The 20201-nt window shown below is 42.9% G+C and carries 18 protein-coding genes, 1 rRNA gene and 1 riboswitch (1 of these 20 cut by a window edge); all 19 genes read right to left on the bottom strand.

What is annotated here, in order from left to right; all coding sequences use genetic code 11:
• Positions 1 to 436 (bottom strand): 16S ribosomal RNA (locus tag ACZ42C_RS15675) (it extends 1130 nt beyond the left edge of the window).
• 554 nt (positions 437 to 990) lie between these two features.
• Positions 991 to 2472, bottom strand: coding sequence for a lysine--tRNA ligase (lysS, locus tag ACZ42C_RS15670; protein ID WP_461183477.1), 1482 nt, complete (start codon positions 2470 to 2472; stop codon positions 991 to 993).
• 201 nt (positions 2473 to 2673) lie between these two features.
• Complete coding sequence (locus ACZ42C_RS15665; protein WP_464891289.1) at positions 2674 to 2808, bottom strand: hypothetical protein; 135 nt, start codon at positions 2806 to 2808, stop codon at positions 2674 to 2676.
• A gap of 128 nt (positions 2809 to 2936) precedes the next feature.
• Positions 2937 to 3206, bottom strand: coding sequence for a helix-turn-helix domain-containing protein (locus ACZ42C_RS15660; RefSeq protein WP_461183476.1), 270 nt, complete (start codon positions 3204 to 3206; stop codon positions 2937 to 2939).
• Positions 3176 to 3685: a 2-amino-4-hydroxy-6-hydroxymethyldihydropteridine diphosphokinase gene (gene folK / locus ACZ42C_RS15655; protein WP_461183475.1), complete on the bottom strand. Its 510-nt coding sequence runs from the start codon at positions 3683 to 3685 to the stop codon at positions 3176 to 3178. Before folK ends, ACZ42C_RS15660 begins: the two co-directional genes overlap by 31 nt.
• Complete coding sequence (gene folB, locus ACZ42C_RS15650) at positions 3682 to 4047, bottom strand: dihydroneopterin aldolase (RefSeq protein WP_461183474.1); 366 nt, start codon at positions 4045 to 4047, stop codon at positions 3682 to 3684. The genes folK and folB overlap by 4 nt, the downstream gene beginning before the upstream one ends.
• On the bottom strand, positions 4025 to 4876 hold the full coding sequence (gene folP / locus ACZ42C_RS15645) for a dihydropteroate synthase (protein WP_461183473.1): 852 nt from the start codon (positions 4874 to 4876) through the stop codon (positions 4025 to 4027). Before folP ends, folB begins: the two co-directional genes overlap by 23 nt.
• Positions 4877 to 5173: 297 nt before the next feature.
• Positions 5174 to 6217: a ribonucleotide-diphosphate reductase subunit beta gene (locus ACZ42C_RS15640; protein WP_461183472.1), complete on the bottom strand. Its 1044-nt coding sequence runs from the start codon at positions 6215 to 6217 to the stop codon at positions 5174 to 5176.
• Positions 6198 to 6632: a flavodoxin gene (locus ACZ42C_RS15635; protein ID WP_461183471.1), complete on the bottom strand. Its 435-nt coding sequence runs from the start codon at positions 6630 to 6632 to the stop codon at positions 6198 to 6200. Before ACZ42C_RS15635 ends, ACZ42C_RS15640 begins: the two co-directional genes overlap by 20 nt.
• Positions 6629 to 8833, bottom strand: coding sequence for a ribonucleoside-diphosphate reductase subunit alpha (locus ACZ42C_RS15630; RefSeq protein ID WP_461183470.1), 2205 nt, complete (start codon positions 8831 to 8833; stop codon positions 6629 to 6631). Before ACZ42C_RS15630 ends, ACZ42C_RS15635 begins: the two co-directional genes overlap by 4 nt.
• A gap of 131 nt (positions 8834 to 8964) precedes the next feature.
• A riboswitch (cobalamin riboswitch) is annotated at positions 8965 to 9158 on the bottom strand.
• Between the two features lie 626 nt (positions 9159 to 9784).
• On the bottom strand, positions 9785 to 10711 hold the full coding sequence (cysK, locus tag ACZ42C_RS15625) for a cysteine synthase A (RefSeq protein ID WP_461183469.1): 927 nt from the start codon (positions 10709 to 10711) through the stop codon (positions 9785 to 9787).
• An 89-nt stretch (positions 10712 to 10800) separates the two neighbouring features.
• Positions 10801 to 11703, bottom strand: coding sequence for a peptidylprolyl isomerase (locus ACZ42C_RS15620; RefSeq protein ID WP_461183468.1), 903 nt, complete (start codon positions 11701 to 11703; stop codon positions 10801 to 10803).
• A gap of 42 nt (positions 11704 to 11745) precedes the next feature.
• Entirely contained in the window at positions 11746 to 12618 is an 873-nt protein-coding gene (gene hslO / locus ACZ42C_RS15615; RefSeq protein ID WP_461183467.1) for an Hsp33 family molecular chaperone HslO, read from the bottom strand.
• A 46-nt stretch (positions 12619 to 12664) separates the two neighbouring features.
• Entirely contained in the window at positions 12665 to 13441 is a 777-nt protein-coding gene (locus ACZ42C_RS15610; RefSeq protein WP_461183466.1) for a type III pantothenate kinase, read from the bottom strand.
• A gap of 298 nt (positions 13442 to 13739) precedes the next feature.
• Positions 13740 to 15779: an ATP-dependent zinc metalloprotease FtsH gene (gene ftsH / locus ACZ42C_RS15605; protein ID WP_461183465.1), complete on the bottom strand. Its 2040-nt coding sequence runs from the start codon at positions 15777 to 15779 to the stop codon at positions 13740 to 13742.
• A 241-nt stretch (positions 15780 to 16020) separates the two neighbouring features.
• A complete protein-coding gene (gene hpt / locus ACZ42C_RS15600; RefSeq protein ID WP_461183464.1) occupies positions 16021 to 16569 on the bottom strand; it encodes a hypoxanthine phosphoribosyltransferase in 549 nt (182 codons plus the stop codon).
• Between the two features lies 1 nt (position 16570).
• Complete coding sequence (gene tilS / locus ACZ42C_RS15595; RefSeq protein WP_461183463.1) at positions 16571 to 17971, bottom strand: tRNA lysidine(34) synthetase TilS; 1401 nt, start codon at positions 17969 to 17971, stop codon at positions 16571 to 16573.
• A 50-nt stretch (positions 17972 to 18021) separates the two neighbouring features.
• Positions 18022 to 18951: a protein kinase domain-containing protein gene (locus tag ACZ42C_RS15590; protein WP_461183462.1), complete on the bottom strand. Its 930-nt coding sequence runs from the start codon at positions 18949 to 18951 to the stop codon at positions 18022 to 18024.
• Positions 18923 to 19666, bottom strand: a complete 744-nt coding sequence (locus ACZ42C_RS15585) for a vWA domain-containing protein (protein WP_461183478.1) — start codon at positions 19664 to 19666, stop codon at positions 18923 to 18925. Before ACZ42C_RS15585 ends, ACZ42C_RS15590 begins: the two co-directional genes overlap by 29 nt.
• Positions 19667 to 20201: the final 535 nt, after the last annotated feature.

The following is a 20201-nucleotide window of genomic DNA, read 5'->3' as shown; positions in this document are numbered from 1 at the left end:
CATCACTCACGCGGCGTTGCACCGTCAGACTTTCGTCCATTGCGGATGATTCCCTACTGCTGCCTCCCGTAGGAGTCTGGGCCGTGTCTCAGTCCCAGTGTGGCCGATCACCCTCTCAGGTCGGCTACGCATCGTCGCCTTGGTAAGCTTTTACCTCACCAACTAGCTAATGCGCCGCGGGCCCATCTGTGAGCGGCAGCCAAAGGCCGCCTTTCAACTTCCCTTCATGCAAAGAAAAGTATTATCCGGTATTAGCCCCGGTTTCCCGGGGTTATCCCAGTCTCTCAGGCAGGTTGCCCACGTGTTACTCACCCGTCCGCCGCTCGATCCACAAGCGTCACCCCCGAAGGGGATCTGCCTGCTTCACGCGCTCGACTTGCATGTATTAGGCACGCCGCCAGCGTTCGTCCTGAGCCAAGATCAAACTCTCCATAAAAGTTTGAATGTATTGGACACCAATCCACTACCTTCTCTTAGCTTCAAAAATTGATACAGGGTTAACTAGTCTTCCTCAGCCAGACTTTCGTCCGACCTCCAACTGCTTTCCTGACATCTGTTTACATACTGGTTGTTTTGTTCAGTTTTCAAAGAGCAAATTTTTGGATGCCACTTATTTCGTGACAATATTTAATTATATCACCTTGAGCGACTTACGTCAATATGTTTTTTTGGTTAACATTTACCTGCTCAAATTGGCGACTTTTTAAATATAACACGCCAGGAATTTAAAGTCAAATGTTTTTTGTTCTTTTCATTCCTCAAGTTGCTGAAATAAAAGCCAACGATCACTTATTGACTTGGCTTGTTAAGGCAACGATATTTAATTTACCATGTTTACATCTTAAAATCAAGTTCATTTTAATAAAAAATATTGGTGATTTTTTACTTTCCTTATATATAGTTGTTTTTTCTATTTTTTCAACGCATGTGGTTTCATAAGAGTAAATAAAAAACCAGCCGGCAATAACTATTGCAGCTGGCTTTTTATTGTTAACGGCTCCGCATTTGCGGGAATAAGAGTACATCACGAATAGATGGTGAATTTGTTAAAAGCATGACCAGACGGTCAATACCAATACCAAGTCCGCCGGTCGGCGGCATTCCGTATTCCAATGCTTCAAGGAAATCTTCATCCATCAGATGTGCTTCGTCGTTTCCTTCAGCACGCTCTTTCACCTGCGCTTCAAAGCGTTCACGCTGATCTATTGGGTCATTTAACTCACTGAATGCGTTGGCATGCTCTCGGCCTACAATAAACAATTCAAAACGATCTGTAAAACGTTCATCTTCTTTGTTCTTTTTCGCCAATGGAGAGATCTCTACAGGATGACCATATATAAAGGTCGGCTGGATAAGTGTATCTTCCACTTTCTGTTCGAAAAATTCATTGACAATATGACCAAATGTCATGGTATCCGTTACAGCTACATCATGCTCTTTAGCAAGACTGTGTGCTTCTTCGTCGCTCATCTGCTTCCAGAAGTCCACACCGGTTTCATTTTTAATGGCATCCACTATATGGAGCCTTGTCCATTTTGGCTCAAGATCAATCTCCTCGTCGTTATATTTAATCTTCGCAGTTCCATGAACCTCTTTGGCAATATGAGCAATAAGGTTTTCCGTTAATTCCATAATATCTTTGTAGTCTGCGTACGCTTCATATAACTCAATCATCGTAAATTCAGGGTTATGCCTTGTTGATACCCCTTCATTCCGAAATACACGTCCAATTTCATATACTTTTTCAAGACCGCCTACAATAAGACGTTTTAGATGTAGCTCTATGGCAATCCGCATATATAGCTGAATATCAAGCGCATTATGATGTGTTTCAAATGGACGGGCAGCAGCACCTCCCGGGATGCTGTGCATCATTGGGGTTTCTACCTCCAAAAATCCTTGTCCATCCAAATAACGGCGCATCGACTGCAAAATTTTGCTTCGTAATACGAACGTATCCTTGCTCTCCATGTTTGTAATTAAATCCAAATACCGCTGGCGGTAACGTTGCTCGATGTCCTTCAGACCATGGTATTTTTCCGGTAGTGGACGGAGTGCTTTTGTCAGCAGCTGGATATCTGTAGCTTTTACGGATAATTCCCCGACATTTGTTTTAAACATCACCCCGGTCACGCCGACTATATCACCCAGATCCATAGACTGAAATACTTCATATTCGGCTTCACCAACTGTATCCTTACGAACATAAAGCTGAATTTGTCCGCTCAGATCCTGGATATGAGCAAAGCCCGCCTTTCCTTTTCCGCGTTTTGTCATCATTCTGCCTGCAATGGTTACCTGCTCCTGTTTTTCTTCCAGTTCTTCTTTGGAAAATTGTTCATATGCCTCTTTTAATTCCTCCGACAAATGGGTCCGCTCAAATTTTCCGCCAAATGGGTCCATCCCCTGTTCGCGAAGTGCCTGCATTTTATCGCGCCGTACCTGCATATGTTCATTTAATTCTTCTGACACGTCTGATCACTCCAGTCGATTAATAAGTATCAAGAGCCTTTTAAATAAAAGACTTGCGTTGCTTATCCATTAGTAAGTATATAGGAAAATGGTTCTGTCTTCATGTTTCCGAATTAATTTTATTCAATGATGTTACTTTAACTCCATATATTATAGAGATTATTCCCCTCTCTCGTCAATGTTTGTTGAAGTACAGCTGTTTTATAACCGCGTTTCTTCTCTCCATGCCTTTTTACTTCTATATACAATGATTGGCTTAAAACTGTCTCCAGCCAACCGTTCCCATAATAAATTTAATTCACTATCCCGGCAGAAGACTACAATTCCAACATTCATATAAAAAATCCACCGGCAATGCTACCAGCAGATTTCTTCATAAAACATATTTTAGAGCTTTAGTATAAACATATAGGCTATTATTTACAAGGCTGCATCTAAAAAAAATTGGGCTCCGCAACGGGGCTTCATCTATGGGGAAGATTGCGGCCTCCATCCTCCACATTTTCTGCCATTGCACCATGAGAGTGATCCTCTATTAATAGTAATTCTTCCTTGGAAACAGTAAGCAAAAAAGCAATTTGATCCAGCAATTCATCCGGCGCCTCTTTTGTTCCACGTTCTACTGCTCCAATAAAAGATAGAGAAACATCCAGTTTTTTTGCAAAATTCGCTTGCGTATAGCCTTTTAACTTTCGAAATGCCTTTATTCTTCTTCCGATGCGTTTTGAGTCCATATCATTACATCCTTTATGTCAGATCTTGGAAGTTCACTTAATAATTCTTCAGCATTGCGTTCCTTATTGGGTATGATACAGGCCGGTGCAATTTCGTGTAGAGGAACGAGTACAAAAGCACGTTCGTGCATTCTTGGATGCGGGATAATCAACCTTTCCCCATTTATAATTTCATTATTATAAAGTAAAATGTCAAGGTCAATCGTGCGGGGACCAAACCGGATGGTCCGTTTTCTCCCGAGCTCTTTTTCGATATACTGACAGAATTCCAGCAGTTGCAGGGGGGAAAGTTCTGTTTTCAATTGAATAACCATATTTAAAAAACTAGCCTGGTCCGTATAGCCTACAGGGGCCGTCTCATAGATGGAAGATTGCTGTTGAATCGTTACATGGTCATTTTTCAAATAACGTAAAGCATCTTTTAAGTAGTTTTCTCTTGGTTCGATATTGGTTCCCAAAGCAATGTATGCAGTATTCATACGTCTTTCTCCCTATAGATTTCCACCGCAACAGATTGATAATTCCCTGGAATTGGGGGGTCCGGCTTAACTACCTTTACATTGCAGGCATTCAGCAGGGAAAAATGAGCAAAAAGTTTTTCCGCAATGGTTTCGGCCACAGCTTCTATAAGGTTCTTTGCCTCTCCCGTCACCACTTCTTCGATAATCTCATAGGCCTCGCCGTAGTGAATCGATGCTTCCATGTCATCCGTACTGCCCGCCTTTTTTAAGTCGGCATGCAGTTCAACATCTACGTAAAAACGCTGGCCGAGCTTGTTTTCTTCAGGCAATAACCCGTGATAGCCATAAAATTGTAAGTTATTCAGCAGAATTTTGTCCATTTGACACTCCTCTTTCTGCTCTCAGCATAGCATCCATCATTTTTGTCAGTTGCACTGTCATTTCCACATTGTGCACCCGAACGATATGAACACCTTTGGATACGCCGAGGCAGGTTGTTGCCCCCGTGCCTGTATCCCGGTCTTCGGGGGTGTCTATATCCAGCGTGCTGCCAATAAACCTTTTGCGGGAAGTACCAAGCAAGAGCGGAAGTTCATATGCACGAAAAGCTTCCAGATGATTCATCGCAATGAGATTATGTTCCTTTGTTTTCGCAAAACCAATCCCGGGATCCAATATGATATTTCCCCTGGGGACACCGGCGGAAAGTGCAATATCTATACTCTCCTGCAGATCATCCTTCATATCTTCTATTAAATCCTTGTAATCCATGTTTGTTCGATTATGCATTAGAATAATTGGCACATTAAAATCTGCCGCAACTTTGGCAATTTCCGGCTCGCGCTTGGCCCCCCAGACGTCATTAATAATTTCCGCACCTGCTTTCAGTGCCTGTTTTGCGGTTTCCGCTTTATATGTATCAATCGAAATGGGAATTTTCACTTCTTTTTTAACTGCTTCAATCATGGGGACTACCCGCCTGATTTCCTCCTCCCCGGAAACAGGGTCATGATCCGGCCTTGTGGACTCTCCTCCTATATCAATAATATCTGCACCTTGTTTTTCCAGTTTTTTCGCCTGTGCAACAGCTTTTTCGAGGGAATCATAACTCCCCCCGTCAGAGAAAGAATCCGGTGTAACATTTAAGATTCCCATAATATATGTACGGTCCGTTAAGTCATAAATTTTCTTCTTTGTTTTTAATTTCATTATTGGTAACCTTCCTCAACAACAATGCTGTCTTTAGCTTAACACAGCCTGTTCCAAAAGGGCAATTGCCAAAATATTTGCTGCAGAAAACATCACAAAATAAAGATCACCGGTGCGTCCTTGGGGGATGGCGCACCGGCTTTATGTTAAATTTCAGCCAAGTCACTCGTCTTTTATCGATGAACAGGGTTGAAAAATTATTAAAAATAGACTCCATACGACGCCACTGAGTACTTGACTGAAAAATAACCACGTACATCATACAACGGTGATTTGTCCTGCAATCAACCGCCCTTCCTACAAATCATCAAAGCCATTCAGATCACTTGTTTTCGTATATTGCCTTGATTTTTGCTCAAAAAAATCGGTTTTTGTTTCATCAAAGTTATCGGCATACGCCCGGATCCACTTCATCGGGTTTTCCGTATATGGAGGGTAAATTTCACTTAACCCCATCATCCTTAGCATTTTATTGGCGCGGTATTTGATATAGCCGGCCATTTCATCCAGATCGATTCCTGAGATCCCCTCGAGCACATATCCGGACCATTCGATTTCAAGTTCCACCGATTCCCTGAACTGGCTGTAAACCCAATCGGTAAAGCTTGCCGTGTTCAGTTCCGGGTTCTCATGTAATGCTGCCCGAAACAACTCCGATATAAAACGTCCGTGCTCCAGCTCATCCCGGTTGATATAGCTGATCATCGTGGAAGTTCCGACCATTTTATTCTGTCTGGCAAGATGGTAAAAAAACGCAAATCCAGAATAGAAAAACATGCCTTCCAGAAGTGAAGTATACACACAGGTTTTCAGGATGTTTTCCATCGTCGGTTCCTCAACAAAAACATTGTAATGGTCCATGATCGCTTTATTTCTTTTCAAAAGTACCGGATCCGTGCGTCCAAGCTGAAAGGATTCGTTTTGTTCATCTAGAGACACTACTGAAGACAGGACATAGGAATAGCTTTCATTATGAACAGCCTCCTGTTGGGCAATCACCGCCATAATCGACTGGACAGATGGATCGGACGAATAAAGCGAAAGCAGGAGCGCGGTCCTCGTTTGCGGTGCATCCAATGTGGATAAAAGACCGATGATTTTTAAATACGTATCCCGCTCTTCTTCCGATAATGCCGCAAACTGGCGCAAGTCATCGGACATATTGATTTCATCCGCCTGCCAGTAGTTGCCGATGAGCCGCTTATACATTTTATACCAGTGCGGGTAGGCGATATCATTCCAATTCAATATACCGCTTGATTTTCCGCCAAAAAGTGCAGTGGATTTATTCGGATTCATCGGTTCCAGTGTTTTTGCTTTTTCAAGTATGACTTTTGACATCGTGAAGCACTCCTTCCAGCCAGTTTTCCACTACGGGCTCCTGGGATCCCCGTGGTGACTGTTCAATTTTCAGGCCGTTCCATTTGCTTTCGTAAAAGGCAGCCAGCTTATCTACAGCACGGCAATAAAGATCATCCCCGCCAAACTGGGTATCACCGGTACCGAATACTGCCACATTTTCCGGTTTATAGCCTATTTCCAGGACAAATTCTTTTACTTCTTCTGGAGTGGCGCCCAATTCCCATGTAAATGTCCCGAGGAAAATAAGGTCATAGCGGGAAGCATCCACCGGAGGGTCAATCCCTATCCGGTGCATCTCAACGGCCATCCCATCCGTTTTCAGTCCTTTTTCAATCATTTCCGCTGTTTCCTTTGTATTTCCGCTGTACGATAAATAAGCAATTAAACTTCTCAACTTTCACACCACACACATTCTTCGACATCATTGGCTGTGGAACGGACATAATATGTTGTTTTCAGCCCTTCCCGCCATGCCTGCAGATGCAGGTTCAAAAGCACCGATGCTTTAATCGTGTTCGGCACGTATATATTAAATGAAATGCTTTGATCCACATGTTTCTGCCTGGCTGCATTCTGCCTTACGGACCAGCGCTGATCCAGAATATAGGCGGACCTGCGGTAAACACCATACGTGTGATGGTCCAGATCCGGTGCGGTTACGGCAATTTTAAAATCCTTTTTTTCTTCAAAGTAAAACGGTTTGAAGACCGGATCAATACTTGCAGTAGAACCTGCAATCATGGATGTGGATGAATTCGGTGCCACAGCCATCAGATATCCATTGCGGATACCGTGCTTTCCCACATTGCCTTTTAGTTCATTCCACTTGTCATCATGATAGCCCTTATTATTAAAATAACTTCCTGTCTGCCATTTACTGCCCGGAAATGCCGGATAAGATCCTTTCTCCCTGCTGAGCTCCATGCTTGCTTTAATGGTAAGATATGCAATTTTTTCATACAGTTCATCTGCATAGTCAACAGCTTCTTCCGACTCCCAGCTAATATTCTTCTTTGCCAGCAAATGATGCCACCCAAAGGTTCCAAGCCCGATCGCACGATATTTCCGGTTTGTCAGCTGCGTCTGCTTCAGCGGCAATGTATTAATATCAATTACATTATCCAGCATCCGGACCTGTATCCGGATCAGTCTTTCCAGCACATTTTCAGGTACCGCACGCCCAAGATTAATGGAACTGAGATTGCACACAACATAATCTCCCGGCTTGTATTTTTTCACAATCGTCCCGTCTGATTCCGTAAATTCCTCAAGAAATTCAGTCGGTGACTGGTTTTGAGTAATTTCCGTACATAAATTGGAACAATAAATCATCCCGTTATGCGGATTGTTATTTTGCCGGTTTACCTCATCCCGGTAAAACATAAAAGGTGTACCTGATTCAAGCTGCGACTTCATGATCCGCTTCATAATATCAATGGCCGGCACCACCCGTTTGGTCAGCTCATCAGAAGCCACGCACTTCAAATACCGGTCACGCCAGGACCCCGCCCCTTTATCTTCATCAAAAAAATCTTCCAGCGAATAGCCCATGACCTCGCGCACTTCATGAGGGTCAAATAAATACCAGTCCCCGCGCTTTTCCACTTGCTCCATAAAATAATCCGGCAGACAGACGCCTGTGAAAATATCGTGGGCCCGTCTTCGTTCATCTCCGTTATTAAGTTTTAAATCTAAAAATGCTTCAATGTCTCTGTGCCATATATCCAAGTAAACGGCGATCGCTCCTTTTCTCGTACCGAGCTGATCTACGCTGACTGCCGTATTGTTCAGCTGCTTAATCCACGGAACAACACCGCTGGACATGTTTTTATATCCTTTTATGGAGCTGCCGCGTCCGCGTATCTTTCCCATATATACACCAATTCCGCCGCCGTTTTTGGAAAGCTTGGCAATGTCCGTGTTACTGTCATATATGGACTGCAGGCTGTCGTCCACTGTATCGATAAAACAGCTGGACAGCTGTCCATGCGTTTTGCCGGCGTTTGTCAGCGTTGGTGTTGCCACAGTCATATATAAATTGCTCAATGCCCAGTAAGCTTCCGCCACAAACTCACGCCGCCGTGTGACGTCCTCATCCTGCATCAGGTGCATCGCAATAATCAGCCAGCGTTCCTGCGGGAGTTCATAGATATTTTTATCATGATCGGTCGCAAGATACCTCGTGGCAAGTGTATACAGGCCAAGATAGTTAAATAGCAGATCCCGCTCCGGTTCAATAATTGAGGCAAAATAATCCATTTCCTGCCGGGTGTATTTATTCAGCAGCTGATCGGTATAAATACCTTTATGAGTAAGTGTTTCAATTAATGGGTAAAGATCGCCATACCGCCTGCTGGAATTATAGTCCCTGTTTGCCGCAGCCTGTGTGTATAATGTGTGTAAATATAGGCGGCTTGCAACAAATGTCCATTCGGGACTCGCTTCATCAATATTTTCCAGTGCCCGTTTAATTAATTGATCGCTGTTATATGGTTTCCCTTGAAACTCTTCCAATAATTTATCCGTATCTACATTTAACCCCGCTGCAGCTTCATCAATTAATCGTTTCAGTTCGTCTTCCGCTGTTACAATCATGTTTCTTCCTCCCTCATCATAATGTCCTTCGTGAAAACAAAAAACCGCTCACCCCGGGGGTAAACGGCTGTAAAACGACAGAAAACCAGAAACACGTTCCATCGTTTCACTATCGCTTACCCCGAGGATACGAAACTCATCAAGCTATGGCAGGTCTCCTGACTCGTGCTTCACTCCTACTGGGGCCCTTCCCATACCGAGACCGTAAAGCCTGCAGGTATAGTGGTTTACCCGTTCGTCCACACTTACAGTTGCGGGGACAGTTCCGGATTTTCACCGGATTCCCTATTAAGACTAAGATGTCACCTTAGCTTGCGAACACTATATATAGTGTTTTATTCAATTTTCATTAATATATATTGTATTTACTAGACTATCATAGTAGATTTCTTTATGCAATTCATTTGATGGTAAAGTTTGGAGTTTGCAAAAGATTATCGCTTTTGGGGCAGACATTAAAGCTTTTGATACATCATTGGAGCGGTTTTCGGCCTTTCGATGGATCATGGAGGGAGGCTATCATACACGATTGCTATGCGTTTACCTCTTACATGTATCTGAGTAGCACTTTATCATATAAGACAGGAGCTGTTTTCAACACTCCATGTATCTGAGTAGCTTCCTATCATACAAGATCAGCGCTAGTTTCAACGTGCCATGCATCTGAGTAGCACTCTATCATACACGACCGGAGTTGTTTTCGACCTTCCATGTACTTGAAAAGCTTCAACTGAGAGCTTTAGACCGTTCTTTCCTTTTTCATCCATCAGCTATACGGCTGTTCCCTCCCGTTTTATATTTCTTCCAAAAATACAAGGAGCCCCGCTCTCCAGCTGCAACGCTTAAATCCGATTGGAGATATTAAACGTTTTAAAAATAATAAAAAGGTATACGAACGCAAAGAAGCATTCGTATACCATATTATATGCTGAATTATTTTAATGCTTAAATTTATTCTTCCTCAAACTGATAGAGCGGTGTAGATAAATATCTTTCTCCATTATCAGGAATGACCGCAAGCACTTTTTTTCCTTTTCCGAGCTCCTGGGCAACTCTTTGCGCTGCTGCCACCGCTGCTCCTGCGGAAATTCCGCCAAGGATACCGTTTGTTGTGGCTACTTTACGGGAAGCCTCAAATGCTTCTTCGTTTTTAATTTGAATAACGTCATCATACAGATCTGTATCCAGTACATCCGGTACAAACCCGGCTCCGATGCCCTGAATTTTATGCGGTCCCGGTGACCCTCCGGACAATACAGGGGAGTCTGTCGGTTCTACAGCATACAATTTCACATTATCGAAGTGCTCTTTAAGTACCTTACCTGCACCTGTAATGGTTCCCCCTGTGCCAATTCCGGAAATAAACGCGTCGATGCCTTCACTCATTTGTTTGACGATCTCCTGTCCCGTCGTACGGGAATGCACTTCAGGATTTGCTTCGTTACTGAATTGCTGTGGCATAAAATAACCATGCTCTGCCTTCAGCTCTTCTGCCTTTTTAATAGCACCTTTCATTGCCTCTGCACCCGGGGTTAAGACAAGTTCAGCACCATACGCACGCAATAAATTACGGCGCTCTTTACTCATCGTATCCGGCATAACCAGTACAGTTTTATACCCTTTTGCCGCAGCAACCATGGCAAGGCCAATCCCGGTATTTCCACTTGTTGGCTCAATAATGGTATCTCCCGGCTTTAATGCTCCTTCTTTTTCCGCCGCTTCCACCATGGCAAGGGCAATACGGTCTTTTACAGAACTTGCAGGGTTCATAAATTCCAGCTTCAAATAAATTTCCGCACTATCTTCATCCGTCATTCTGTTCAGCTTCACAATGGGTGTTTCCCCAATGAGGCCGGTAATATTATCAGCAACTCTCATTTAACTTCCTCCAATTCCTATCAGCTTTGTATGATTTAATATTACTGTATGCTTTTCACAGGAAAATGTCAATAAATTAACTCTCATTCTTATTCGTAAATCCATTCTATCTCCATATCATCCCATAAGGAATCTGCGGAAAGGGATTGTTCCAGTTCATGCAATCCAAGTTCATTTTCCACATAAGGCTTCATTTCTTCATACGAAAATTCAATGGATGGAAGGGAACGATGAAGATAAATGATGGCTATTCCCTGGCCGGCAGCGAAAGGGTCACTGTATGTGTTTTTTTCCATTTCATCAGCAACTTCTTCATAGCCATCCGGCATGAATTGACTTGATGTATAGATAAAGCCAAGATAGCCCCCTTCTGTATTTGTTTCCTCATCAATAGAGTATTCCTGTGCCAATAAATCAAAGGAGGCCCCCTGTTCCAGTTCATCGATTACTTTCCCGGCCGTGTCAAAATCCTCTACAATAATATGGGAAAGCTGTAAAGAAGCAGTAAAATCGTACTGATTTTGATACGTATTGTAATGCTGCTCTACCTCTTCTTCAGGTATATCAACATCTTCTGTCAGCAAAAATTCGAGTTGATACCGGTATTCAATATCATCCCGCCAGCTCTCTTTCTCCGCTTCAAGCTCCTTTTCCGGCATAATACCCTGCATGGCGGTAATCATGGATATTTCCCGCTCCACTATTTTATCATCCACTTCGATACCTTGTTCTGCAGCCAGCTGTCTGACGATTTCTCTATCAATCATTGATTTTAATTCTCGTTCCCCATGCTGTTCTCTAAGCTTTGCCATCCAATCCTGATAGGAAATCTCTTCTCCATTGACGGAAGCTATTGCCTCCTCTGCACTTTTCACCTGGTCCTCACCATCAAAAACCATTGCCTCATCTTCGCTGCTGTCCCAAAGAAACAATGTGGAAATATTTGTTATTACCAATACAATGATGATGCCAAGCAACAGTTTTTTGGACATCGTTTCATGCTCCCCCTGTAGTTTGTAGCCTTTTTAAGCTTTCTACTGTTGTTTCAGCAATGTCAGCTCTTCCTCGGTAAAGTGATATTTCTGATTACAAAAATGACAGGTTGCTTCAGCTCCATGATCTTCATCAATCATTTGCTGGATCTCTTCATTTCCCAGACCAACTATAGCCCTTTCCACCCGTTCCTTGGAACATTTACAACGGAATTCCACCGGCAGGGTTTCCAGCAACTTTACCTCTTCTTCCCCTAATAAAACTTCCAGGATCTGCTGCGGTGTCTTCCCCTCCTGTACGAGTGAGGAAATGGCAGGAAAAGACTGGATCTGTTCCTCCAATTGTTCAATCATGTCTTCCCCGGCTCCCGGCATTACCTGTATAATAAACCCTCCTGCTGCGAGGATGGAATGATCCGGGTTCACTAAAACACCTGCCGCTACTGCAGAAGGGATCTGCTCAGAGTTTGCAAAATAATACGTAAAGTCTTCACTGATTTCCCCGGAAATAATCGGAACTTCCCCAGTGAAAAAGTCCTTTAAACCAACATCCTTCGTCACGCTTAGCTTCCCCTCTGTTCCAACTGCACGGGCTACATCCAATTTGCCCTTATTATTTAAATCAAAATCCACATGCGGATTTTTCACATAACCGCGAATTTCTCCTTCTGCGTTCCCATCCGCGATAATGGCACCTACCGGCCCATTTCCTTCGACTTTTACAGTGATCGTATCCTCGCCCTTCAGCATGGCACCCATCATCGTTGTAATAGTCATCGTTCTTCCCAATGCGGCAGAAGCTGTTGCCCATGTATCATGTCTTTTTTGCGCTTCCTTCACGAGTTCGGTGGAAGAAATAGCATAGGCCCTTACCTTTCCGTCATAAGCAGTAGCTTTTACCAGATAATCCTTCAATGAGATCGCTCCTTTATGTTGTGTAAATCTATTATGTGGAATGTAATTACTTTTCACGCTGATTTTGGTGGTAGATGAGATGTAACCCTTTCAATGTTAAATCAGGATCCACATGCTGAATCATGGTCGATTCATCGGCAATTAATGGTGCTAACCCTCCCGTGGCGATCACCGTAGCTTCATTACTCACAGAATCCTGAATTCGTTTTACAATTCCGTCCACCTGTGCCACATATCCGTAAAAAACACCTGATGTCATTGCCTCTACCGTCGAGGAGCCAATCACCTGCTCAGGTGCCTGAATTTCGATTTTCGGCAACTTTGAAGCTTTACTGTATAAAGCCTCCATCGATATGCTGATCCCGGGTGAAATAACGCCTCCTACGTATTCTTTCTTCTCATTAATATAACAAAAGGTGGTGGCAGTACCAAAATCAATAATGATAAGTGGAACATCATATTCGTCAATCGCACCAATCGCATTTACAATGCGGTCTGCTCCAATTTCTTTTGGATTGGGATATTTCATCTTCAACGCCGAACGAACAGATGCCTGTCCAATAATCATTGGCTCCATATTAAAATAATCCCTGCTCATCTTTTCCAGGGAAAACATGATGGGAGGAACAACAGATGAGATTATTACCCCTGTTATATCCGATAATGATAAACCTTTATGTTCAAACAGCGATTTAATCAGTATACCAAATTCATCTTCTGTTTTATATCGGTCTGTTTTAATACGCCAGTCATGCTTTAATTCATTACTATCAAATACCCCTAAGACAGTATTCGTATTCCCCACATCCAGAACAAATAACATATAGTGTAACGCACCTTTCCACGCCGGTATAACTCGTTTTTTTGCAAAGTACTATAGTCACCGATCTCTGATCAGCTTTTATTTTTTTAATATACCACACTTTTATGGAGATGAGAAAGAATAGAAACGAGGTGATGACATTCTTTTGATCATAGTAAATGAAAAACACGACTTCCCTTTTATTATTGCCTGGTTTTACTTTTTCATCAAAGGTTGTTATTCAAAACGCAGGCTGTGACAATAAAAAAGTCAGCACCCCAGATGCAGGGTGCTGATCCATTGCCTTTTTTAACCACGTTTAATTCTTTTTGTTTTCGTCATCCTCGGAAGGCTTGTTATCCGTCATAATGGCATCTTCTTCAGATTTCTTTAAGTCCTCCGATACATCTTCAGAATCCGTTTTTTCTGTTCGTTTTTCTTCTTCTTTTTCTTTCGCCTCTTCATATGATTCAGGTTCTTCTTCATCCTTGGATTTAATGTTAACTTTTACATCTTCTGTTTCGTCAACTTCCGGTTCCGGCAAGACGCCATCTTCAAACAATCCTTTAATTTGTTTTGCATCCAAGGTTTCCACTTCAAGCAATGTCTTCGCAACAAGTTCAAGTTTATCTTTATTCTCGGTAAGAATTGTTTTCGCCCGGTCATAACAGTAATTAATGAAGTTTTGCATTTCCTGATCAATTTCATGGGCAATAGCATCACTGTAACTCTGTTCATTGCCGATATCCCGGCCAAGGAACACTTCTCCACCACCGCTTGTAAATTGCAGCGGACCAATCTTATCACTCATACCATATTCGGTAATCATTTTACGGGCAATACTGGTGGCACGCTGGAAGTCATTATGAGCGCCGGTACTTACTTCGCCGAAGATAATTTCTTCTGCAACACGGCCGCCCAACAGTCCGGTGATTTTATCAAATAGTTCCGGCTTGGTCATAAAGTAACGGTCTTCTCTTGGAAGCATGACAGCATAACCGCCTGCCTGCCCCCTCGGCACAATGGTTACTTTATGCACCATATCGGCGTCATCCAGCACCATACCGATAATGGTATGTCCACTTTCATGGTATGCGACAATATTTCGTTCTTTTTCGGATATAACCCTGCTTTTTTTCGCCGGACCGGCAATAACCCGGTCAATCGCTTCATCCACATCAATCATGGAAATGGCTTCACGATCAGATCTGGCAGCAACAAGTGCTGCTTCATTTAACAGGTTCTCCAGGTCAGCACCTGAGAATCCCGGAGTCCGCATGGCAATGATTTTCAGATCAACACTGTCATCAAGCGGTTTATTTCTTGCATGTACCTTCAATACTTCCTGACGTCCTTTTACATCCGGGCGATCTACCATAATTTGACGGTCAAAACGTCCGGGACGCAGGAGTGCAGGGTCAAGAATATCTGCACGGTTAGTTGCAGCGATAATGATGATACCTTCATTGGCACCAAATCCATCCATTTCCACAAGCAACTGGTTCAATGTCTGTTCACGTTCATCATGGCCACCGCCCAGACCGGCACCACGCTGTCTTCCCACCGCATCAATCTCATCAATGAAAATAATACACGGTGCATTCTTTTTCGCATTCTCAAACAAGTCTCTTACACGTGAAGCACCAACACCGACGAACATTTCCACGAAGTCAGAACCACTGATGGAGAAGAATGGTGTACCTGCTTCACCTGCAACGGCACGGGCAAGTAGCGTCTTACCAGTTCCCGGAGGTCCTACAAGCAATACCCCCTTAGGAATACGAGCACCAACTGCAGAGAATTTGCGCGGATCTTTCAGGAAGTCAACAACCTCAACAAGTTCCTGCTTCTCTTCGTCCGCACCTGCCACATCTTTGAAACGCACTTTCTTCTTATCTTCTGTATACATTTTAGCTTTACTTTTACCAAAGTTCATGACACGGCCACCGCCGCCTCCACCTTGGGCCTGGCTAAGAATGAACAGGAAGAATAAACCGATAATTAAAAACGGAATCATCGTAGTTAAAAAGGTAACCCATGCACTCGGCTGATCCTCTTCTTCTACAAATAGTACGCTTTGTTCATTTGCCTGTTCTGTCACTGCTGAAATAATATCTGTATTATCCGGAACCTGCGCTACAAAATATGTACCGTCATTCAGGTTACCGGTATAACGCATAATGCCATTTGCCGGCTGCATCGTCATTTCTTCGATGTTGCCCGCATTTAATTCATTCATAAATTCTTGCAGATTTAACTGTTCCTGTTGTTCATTCTGTCCATTAAATACTCCTATAACGCCAATAATGACAAAAAATATGAGTACCCAGAATAACACGTTCCGAAATATCCGGTTCATTACTTACCTCCTCCCAAGCTGGGGAAAAACTACATAATATCGTATCATATGAAAAAGTTAGAATACAACTATTTACACCTTAAAAAAAGGGCATGTTTTCCAGTAGTTGTTATAACTTAACTTAAGCTGAATAAATGGTAAAACCGGGCAACTTTTTGCAGCAGAGGAATAACTTTCTTATCTGCATACAGCAAAACATGAAAGCCATGATTAGCCCCGAGTTTATTCCCGGCAAAAGAACTTACTTTTCCTCGTCACTGTATATTTCCGGCTTAAGCACACCGATAAATGGAAGGTTACGGTATTTTTCCTGATAATCCAGTCCATAACCGACAACAAATTCATTTGGCACTTCAAATCCCACCACGTCAGCCTTAATAGCGGCTGATCTGCCTGAAGGCTTGTCCAATAAAGTGACAATTTTTATCGACTTCGCTTTCCGATATTTAAACAAATCAACGAGATAGCTTAACGTCAACCCGCTGTCAATAATATCCTCAATAATTAGGAGATCACGGCCCTCTACTTTTGTATCGAGGTCCTTTACTATTTTAACTTCCCCGGATGAACGGGTACTATCCCCATAGCTTGAGACATCCATAAAATCCATCTCGAGTGGAATCTCTGTATACCGGAGAATATCTGACATAAAAGGCATGGCACCTTTTAATACGCCAATAGCAAGCGGGAACTTCCCATCATATTCTTTTGTCAGCTGACGACCGAGCTCTTTGCATTTGTTTGCAATTTCCTCTTCTGATATTAATATTTCTTTAATATCATTTTGCATATTAAACCTCCTGAAAAGCTTGTTCATAATGTATTTTTAAATAAGGAGCTTCTCCTGTTTCGCCGGCTGGCTGTCCCTTTTTCAAGCCGATCAGCCATAAAATATTCCCATGGTCATCGGTGACAACCGGCCATACATCCCGTTCTCTGGCCGGGATTTTTGCATCGATAAAAATATCCTTCAGCTTTTTACTTCCGTTCAAGCCTTTCCATGTCATCTTATCCCCAGGTTTTCGGGTCCGAACATGGATCGGCAATGCAATCCGTTCCAGGGAACATATAAATGTATTTTCCATCATTTCCTCATTCTTCTCAATCATTTCAGTACGGATGCTTGTGCCATCCGGCAAGGAAATAACCCCGGGAATATCCAGAGTGAAGTGAAAAGACCTATCTTGAGGAAAGGAATTCGCGAAGTAAAATATAAGCTTGTCATACGATTTTTCCAACTTTAGCTGTGAAGGAAAATCAATGTGGATATTGCTTTTTCCACTGTGCAGCAGTGTAAAAAAATATTCCTCATGTATGTAGGACAAATCCTTGGGCAATTGTACATACAGATAGTTTAATATTAGATGATACGTTCTTCTTTGTAAAGCATATGGGTATGTATTAAATTCATTAACTGAAACAGAAGCTTTCTTCTCTGCAGCATCATAGTTTACGACATTCTTTTCCATTTCAGCTGCCTGTTTTTGTAAATAAATTTCATCTGTCTGCAGCGTGTTGCTCAAGTGCTGTACTGTAGTATGTATATTAGGATTTTTTTCTTTTATTAATGGAAGGATGTATTTTCTTATATAATTTCTTGTGTAAACCGGTTCTTCATTGGATGGGTCAAATCTTGGCGAAATGTTCTCCCTTTTGCAGTAAGCAAGAATCTCTTCCCTGCTGACAGCAAGAAGGGGACGAATGATAAAACCTTCCGCAAATTTTCTTTTTACCGGTATCCCTTTAAAAGCAGTCGAGTCAGCAGCACGCATCATTTCCATCAGCATCGTTTCCACCTGATCATCTCCATGATGGCCCAGTGCAAGATAATCCGCATGATGTGCTTTCATTTGCTCCAGGAAAAAGTCGTATCTCATTTCCCTGGCGGCGAGCTGGGTGCCCATCTGTTTCTCCTTTTTATATTCCGGTACGTTTAAGAACGTGCTCACACATGGAATTTCCCAGTCCTTACATTTTCCTTCCACATAAAGTACATCTTCCTCAGATTCATCCTGTCTCAAAGCGTGATTAATCGTAACAGCGATCACCCGCAGCTTCCACTCTTCTCTGAGGGATGCCATAAAATGAAGAAGTGCCATAGAATCAGGACCGCCGGAAACGCCAACCAGTACAGTACTGTTTTTCTCCAATAATTGATGTTTCTCCATAAATGCCAATAATTTATTTCTCATATGCTCGCCTTCCCACGCTTTATTATGATCAGCCCTTTTTTATTGTACCGTCACAGCAGAAGGGAAAACAAGTAGTAGCCAACAGCAATTGCGGTAATACCGGAAATCTCTATAAAGAAGTGTGACAAACTTTCCTTCCCCCGGTTTTTCCGCAGGCCGGAACGTTTTTGGGCTCGATAAAAGATGAGCATTAATTCTTTCTTCATTTCCGCACTTGAGCGATATTTGCCCTGCAATGCTTTTTGCAACGGGATCTTATAAGGCCTTAAAGGTTTGACCTCATGCAGTTTTTTAAGTAAGGTTTTCTCCGGTTCTGTTCCTTTATCAAACCGCTTCGGATAATAAATGTGCAAAAATATCATCACGAAGGCAAACAGATCGTAACTCGGCTCTGCTTTTCTAGAACCCATTTTCCAGTAGCCCCGATCATAAAATTCCGTATACTCTTTGATCGCCCGCCCGATTTGGGTCGTACCGCCGACATCTATCCATCGCACCCTTGGAGGTGCATGCAGAACGAGCAGATTTTCCGTTTTCAAATCACCAAAAACCCAGCCGGTGGAATGCAGCCGTTCCAGGTCATCTAAGAGCTGCAGCATGAAAACACCGAGCCACTCACTCCCGTTTCGGCTGATAAAAGAAGACAATGGCTCACCATGCAAATATTCCATGACATAGAAAGTGTAGGCAGTACCAAATGGGGAAACCCAATCATCCACGTCCAATAAAGAAGGTCCAAGACGATTCCCCTGGACCTTACCGAGTGACTTTAATACATTTACTTCCATTGTCATCGAGGTGCGGTTATCACTGATCTTCAGTGCTTTTTTCTTTCCGTTTGCCTCACATAAATAAACGCTGCCTATAGCTCCTTCCCCTAACTTTTTCTTAATCAGGTAGCTTTGTCCATGCCACTTACCGGTTAGCTTGACCCCCGGTCTTATTTCTGCATTATGCTTCTTCTTCCATGCCCCGTTCATTCTCATCCCTCAAATTCCTCATCAGGCTCTTCCTGCCAAATTGATAAATGGCTTCCCGAATGGCCGGACCTGTCGGTGTGATACCACCACTTGTCAGCCCCGGGAAAACGGTGGATACGTCATCCAGCTTCGGGGACCAGTCAAAGACTTTTTCCATATCCTTCTGCTTCCCGGGGAAACGGAAAATGGAAAAGCGATTTCTGCCAATCCGTGCATTTAAACTGATGGATAAATCAATTAATGCCTCTTTCACTGTAGGAAGCTTATCCGTCATACTGGCACTCGTATCAATTAACACAAGCACTTCCAAGTCACAGGTTTCCCCCATATCTTCAACAACTTCCATAATTTCGCCGCGCTTTTCCGGTTCCATTTCTTCCAGAGACTTGTCCGGCCCAAGGATCTGCTTCAGTTCCTTATTTACAAAACCCTGCAGCGTTTGTGTCATCGCCTGTTTCGTAACCATTTGAACGGTTTGGGAAAGAGATTTTTTATATACGAGCTGGCTTACACCTCCACCGGATAATGCGATATCTTCCACTTCCTGCAGCCCATCCGACTGTTCTGAAACATCGTCTTCCAATATGCCAATCACATTGACTGTAATTCCCTGTTCATATGCCAAAGCTGCTGTGGCAGAAGGATCTTCCCCTTTATTGGAACATCCATCTGTTATCAGCAGAATTTGCTTTAATGTGCCTTTCTTCAACCCAATCTGCCTCCTCCTGAGAATTTTATTAACAGCATCGCCGAAAATAAATCGATGTATACATGGAGGCCAGTTGGGCACTTTGGATTTTATGGTGTTTCGCTATGGAGGCGCTTTCTCTCGTAATGTCACTTTCACTTTTTTATCTAGATGACACACCATTGGGAGTGCAAGCTATGGTACTTCATCTTGCCTTGTGCATCAAATGACACACCATTGGGAGGACCTATGATGCTTCATTTTGCTCTTTGCCCCAAATGACACACCATTGGGGGGGTGCTATGATGCCTCATCTGGCTCTTTGCCTCAAATGACACACCATTGGGAGGCGCTATGGTAGCTCATCTTGCTCTTTGTTCCAAATGACACACCATGGAGGCGACCTATGGCACTTCATCTTGCTCTTTGCCCCAAATGACACACCATTGGGAGGACCTATGATGCTTCATCTTGCCCTTTGCTTCAAATGACATGAATCGGTTACACTTAGTTAGACAAAAACTTTAAGGTCATATAAACTGAATTCAATAATTAGTCGGAG

The organism is Virgibacillus kimchii, from assembly GCF_055379185.1.
The sequence above is the reverse complement of the archived record's forward strand: the minus strand, read 5'-3'. Positions and strand labels throughout refer to the sequence as shown.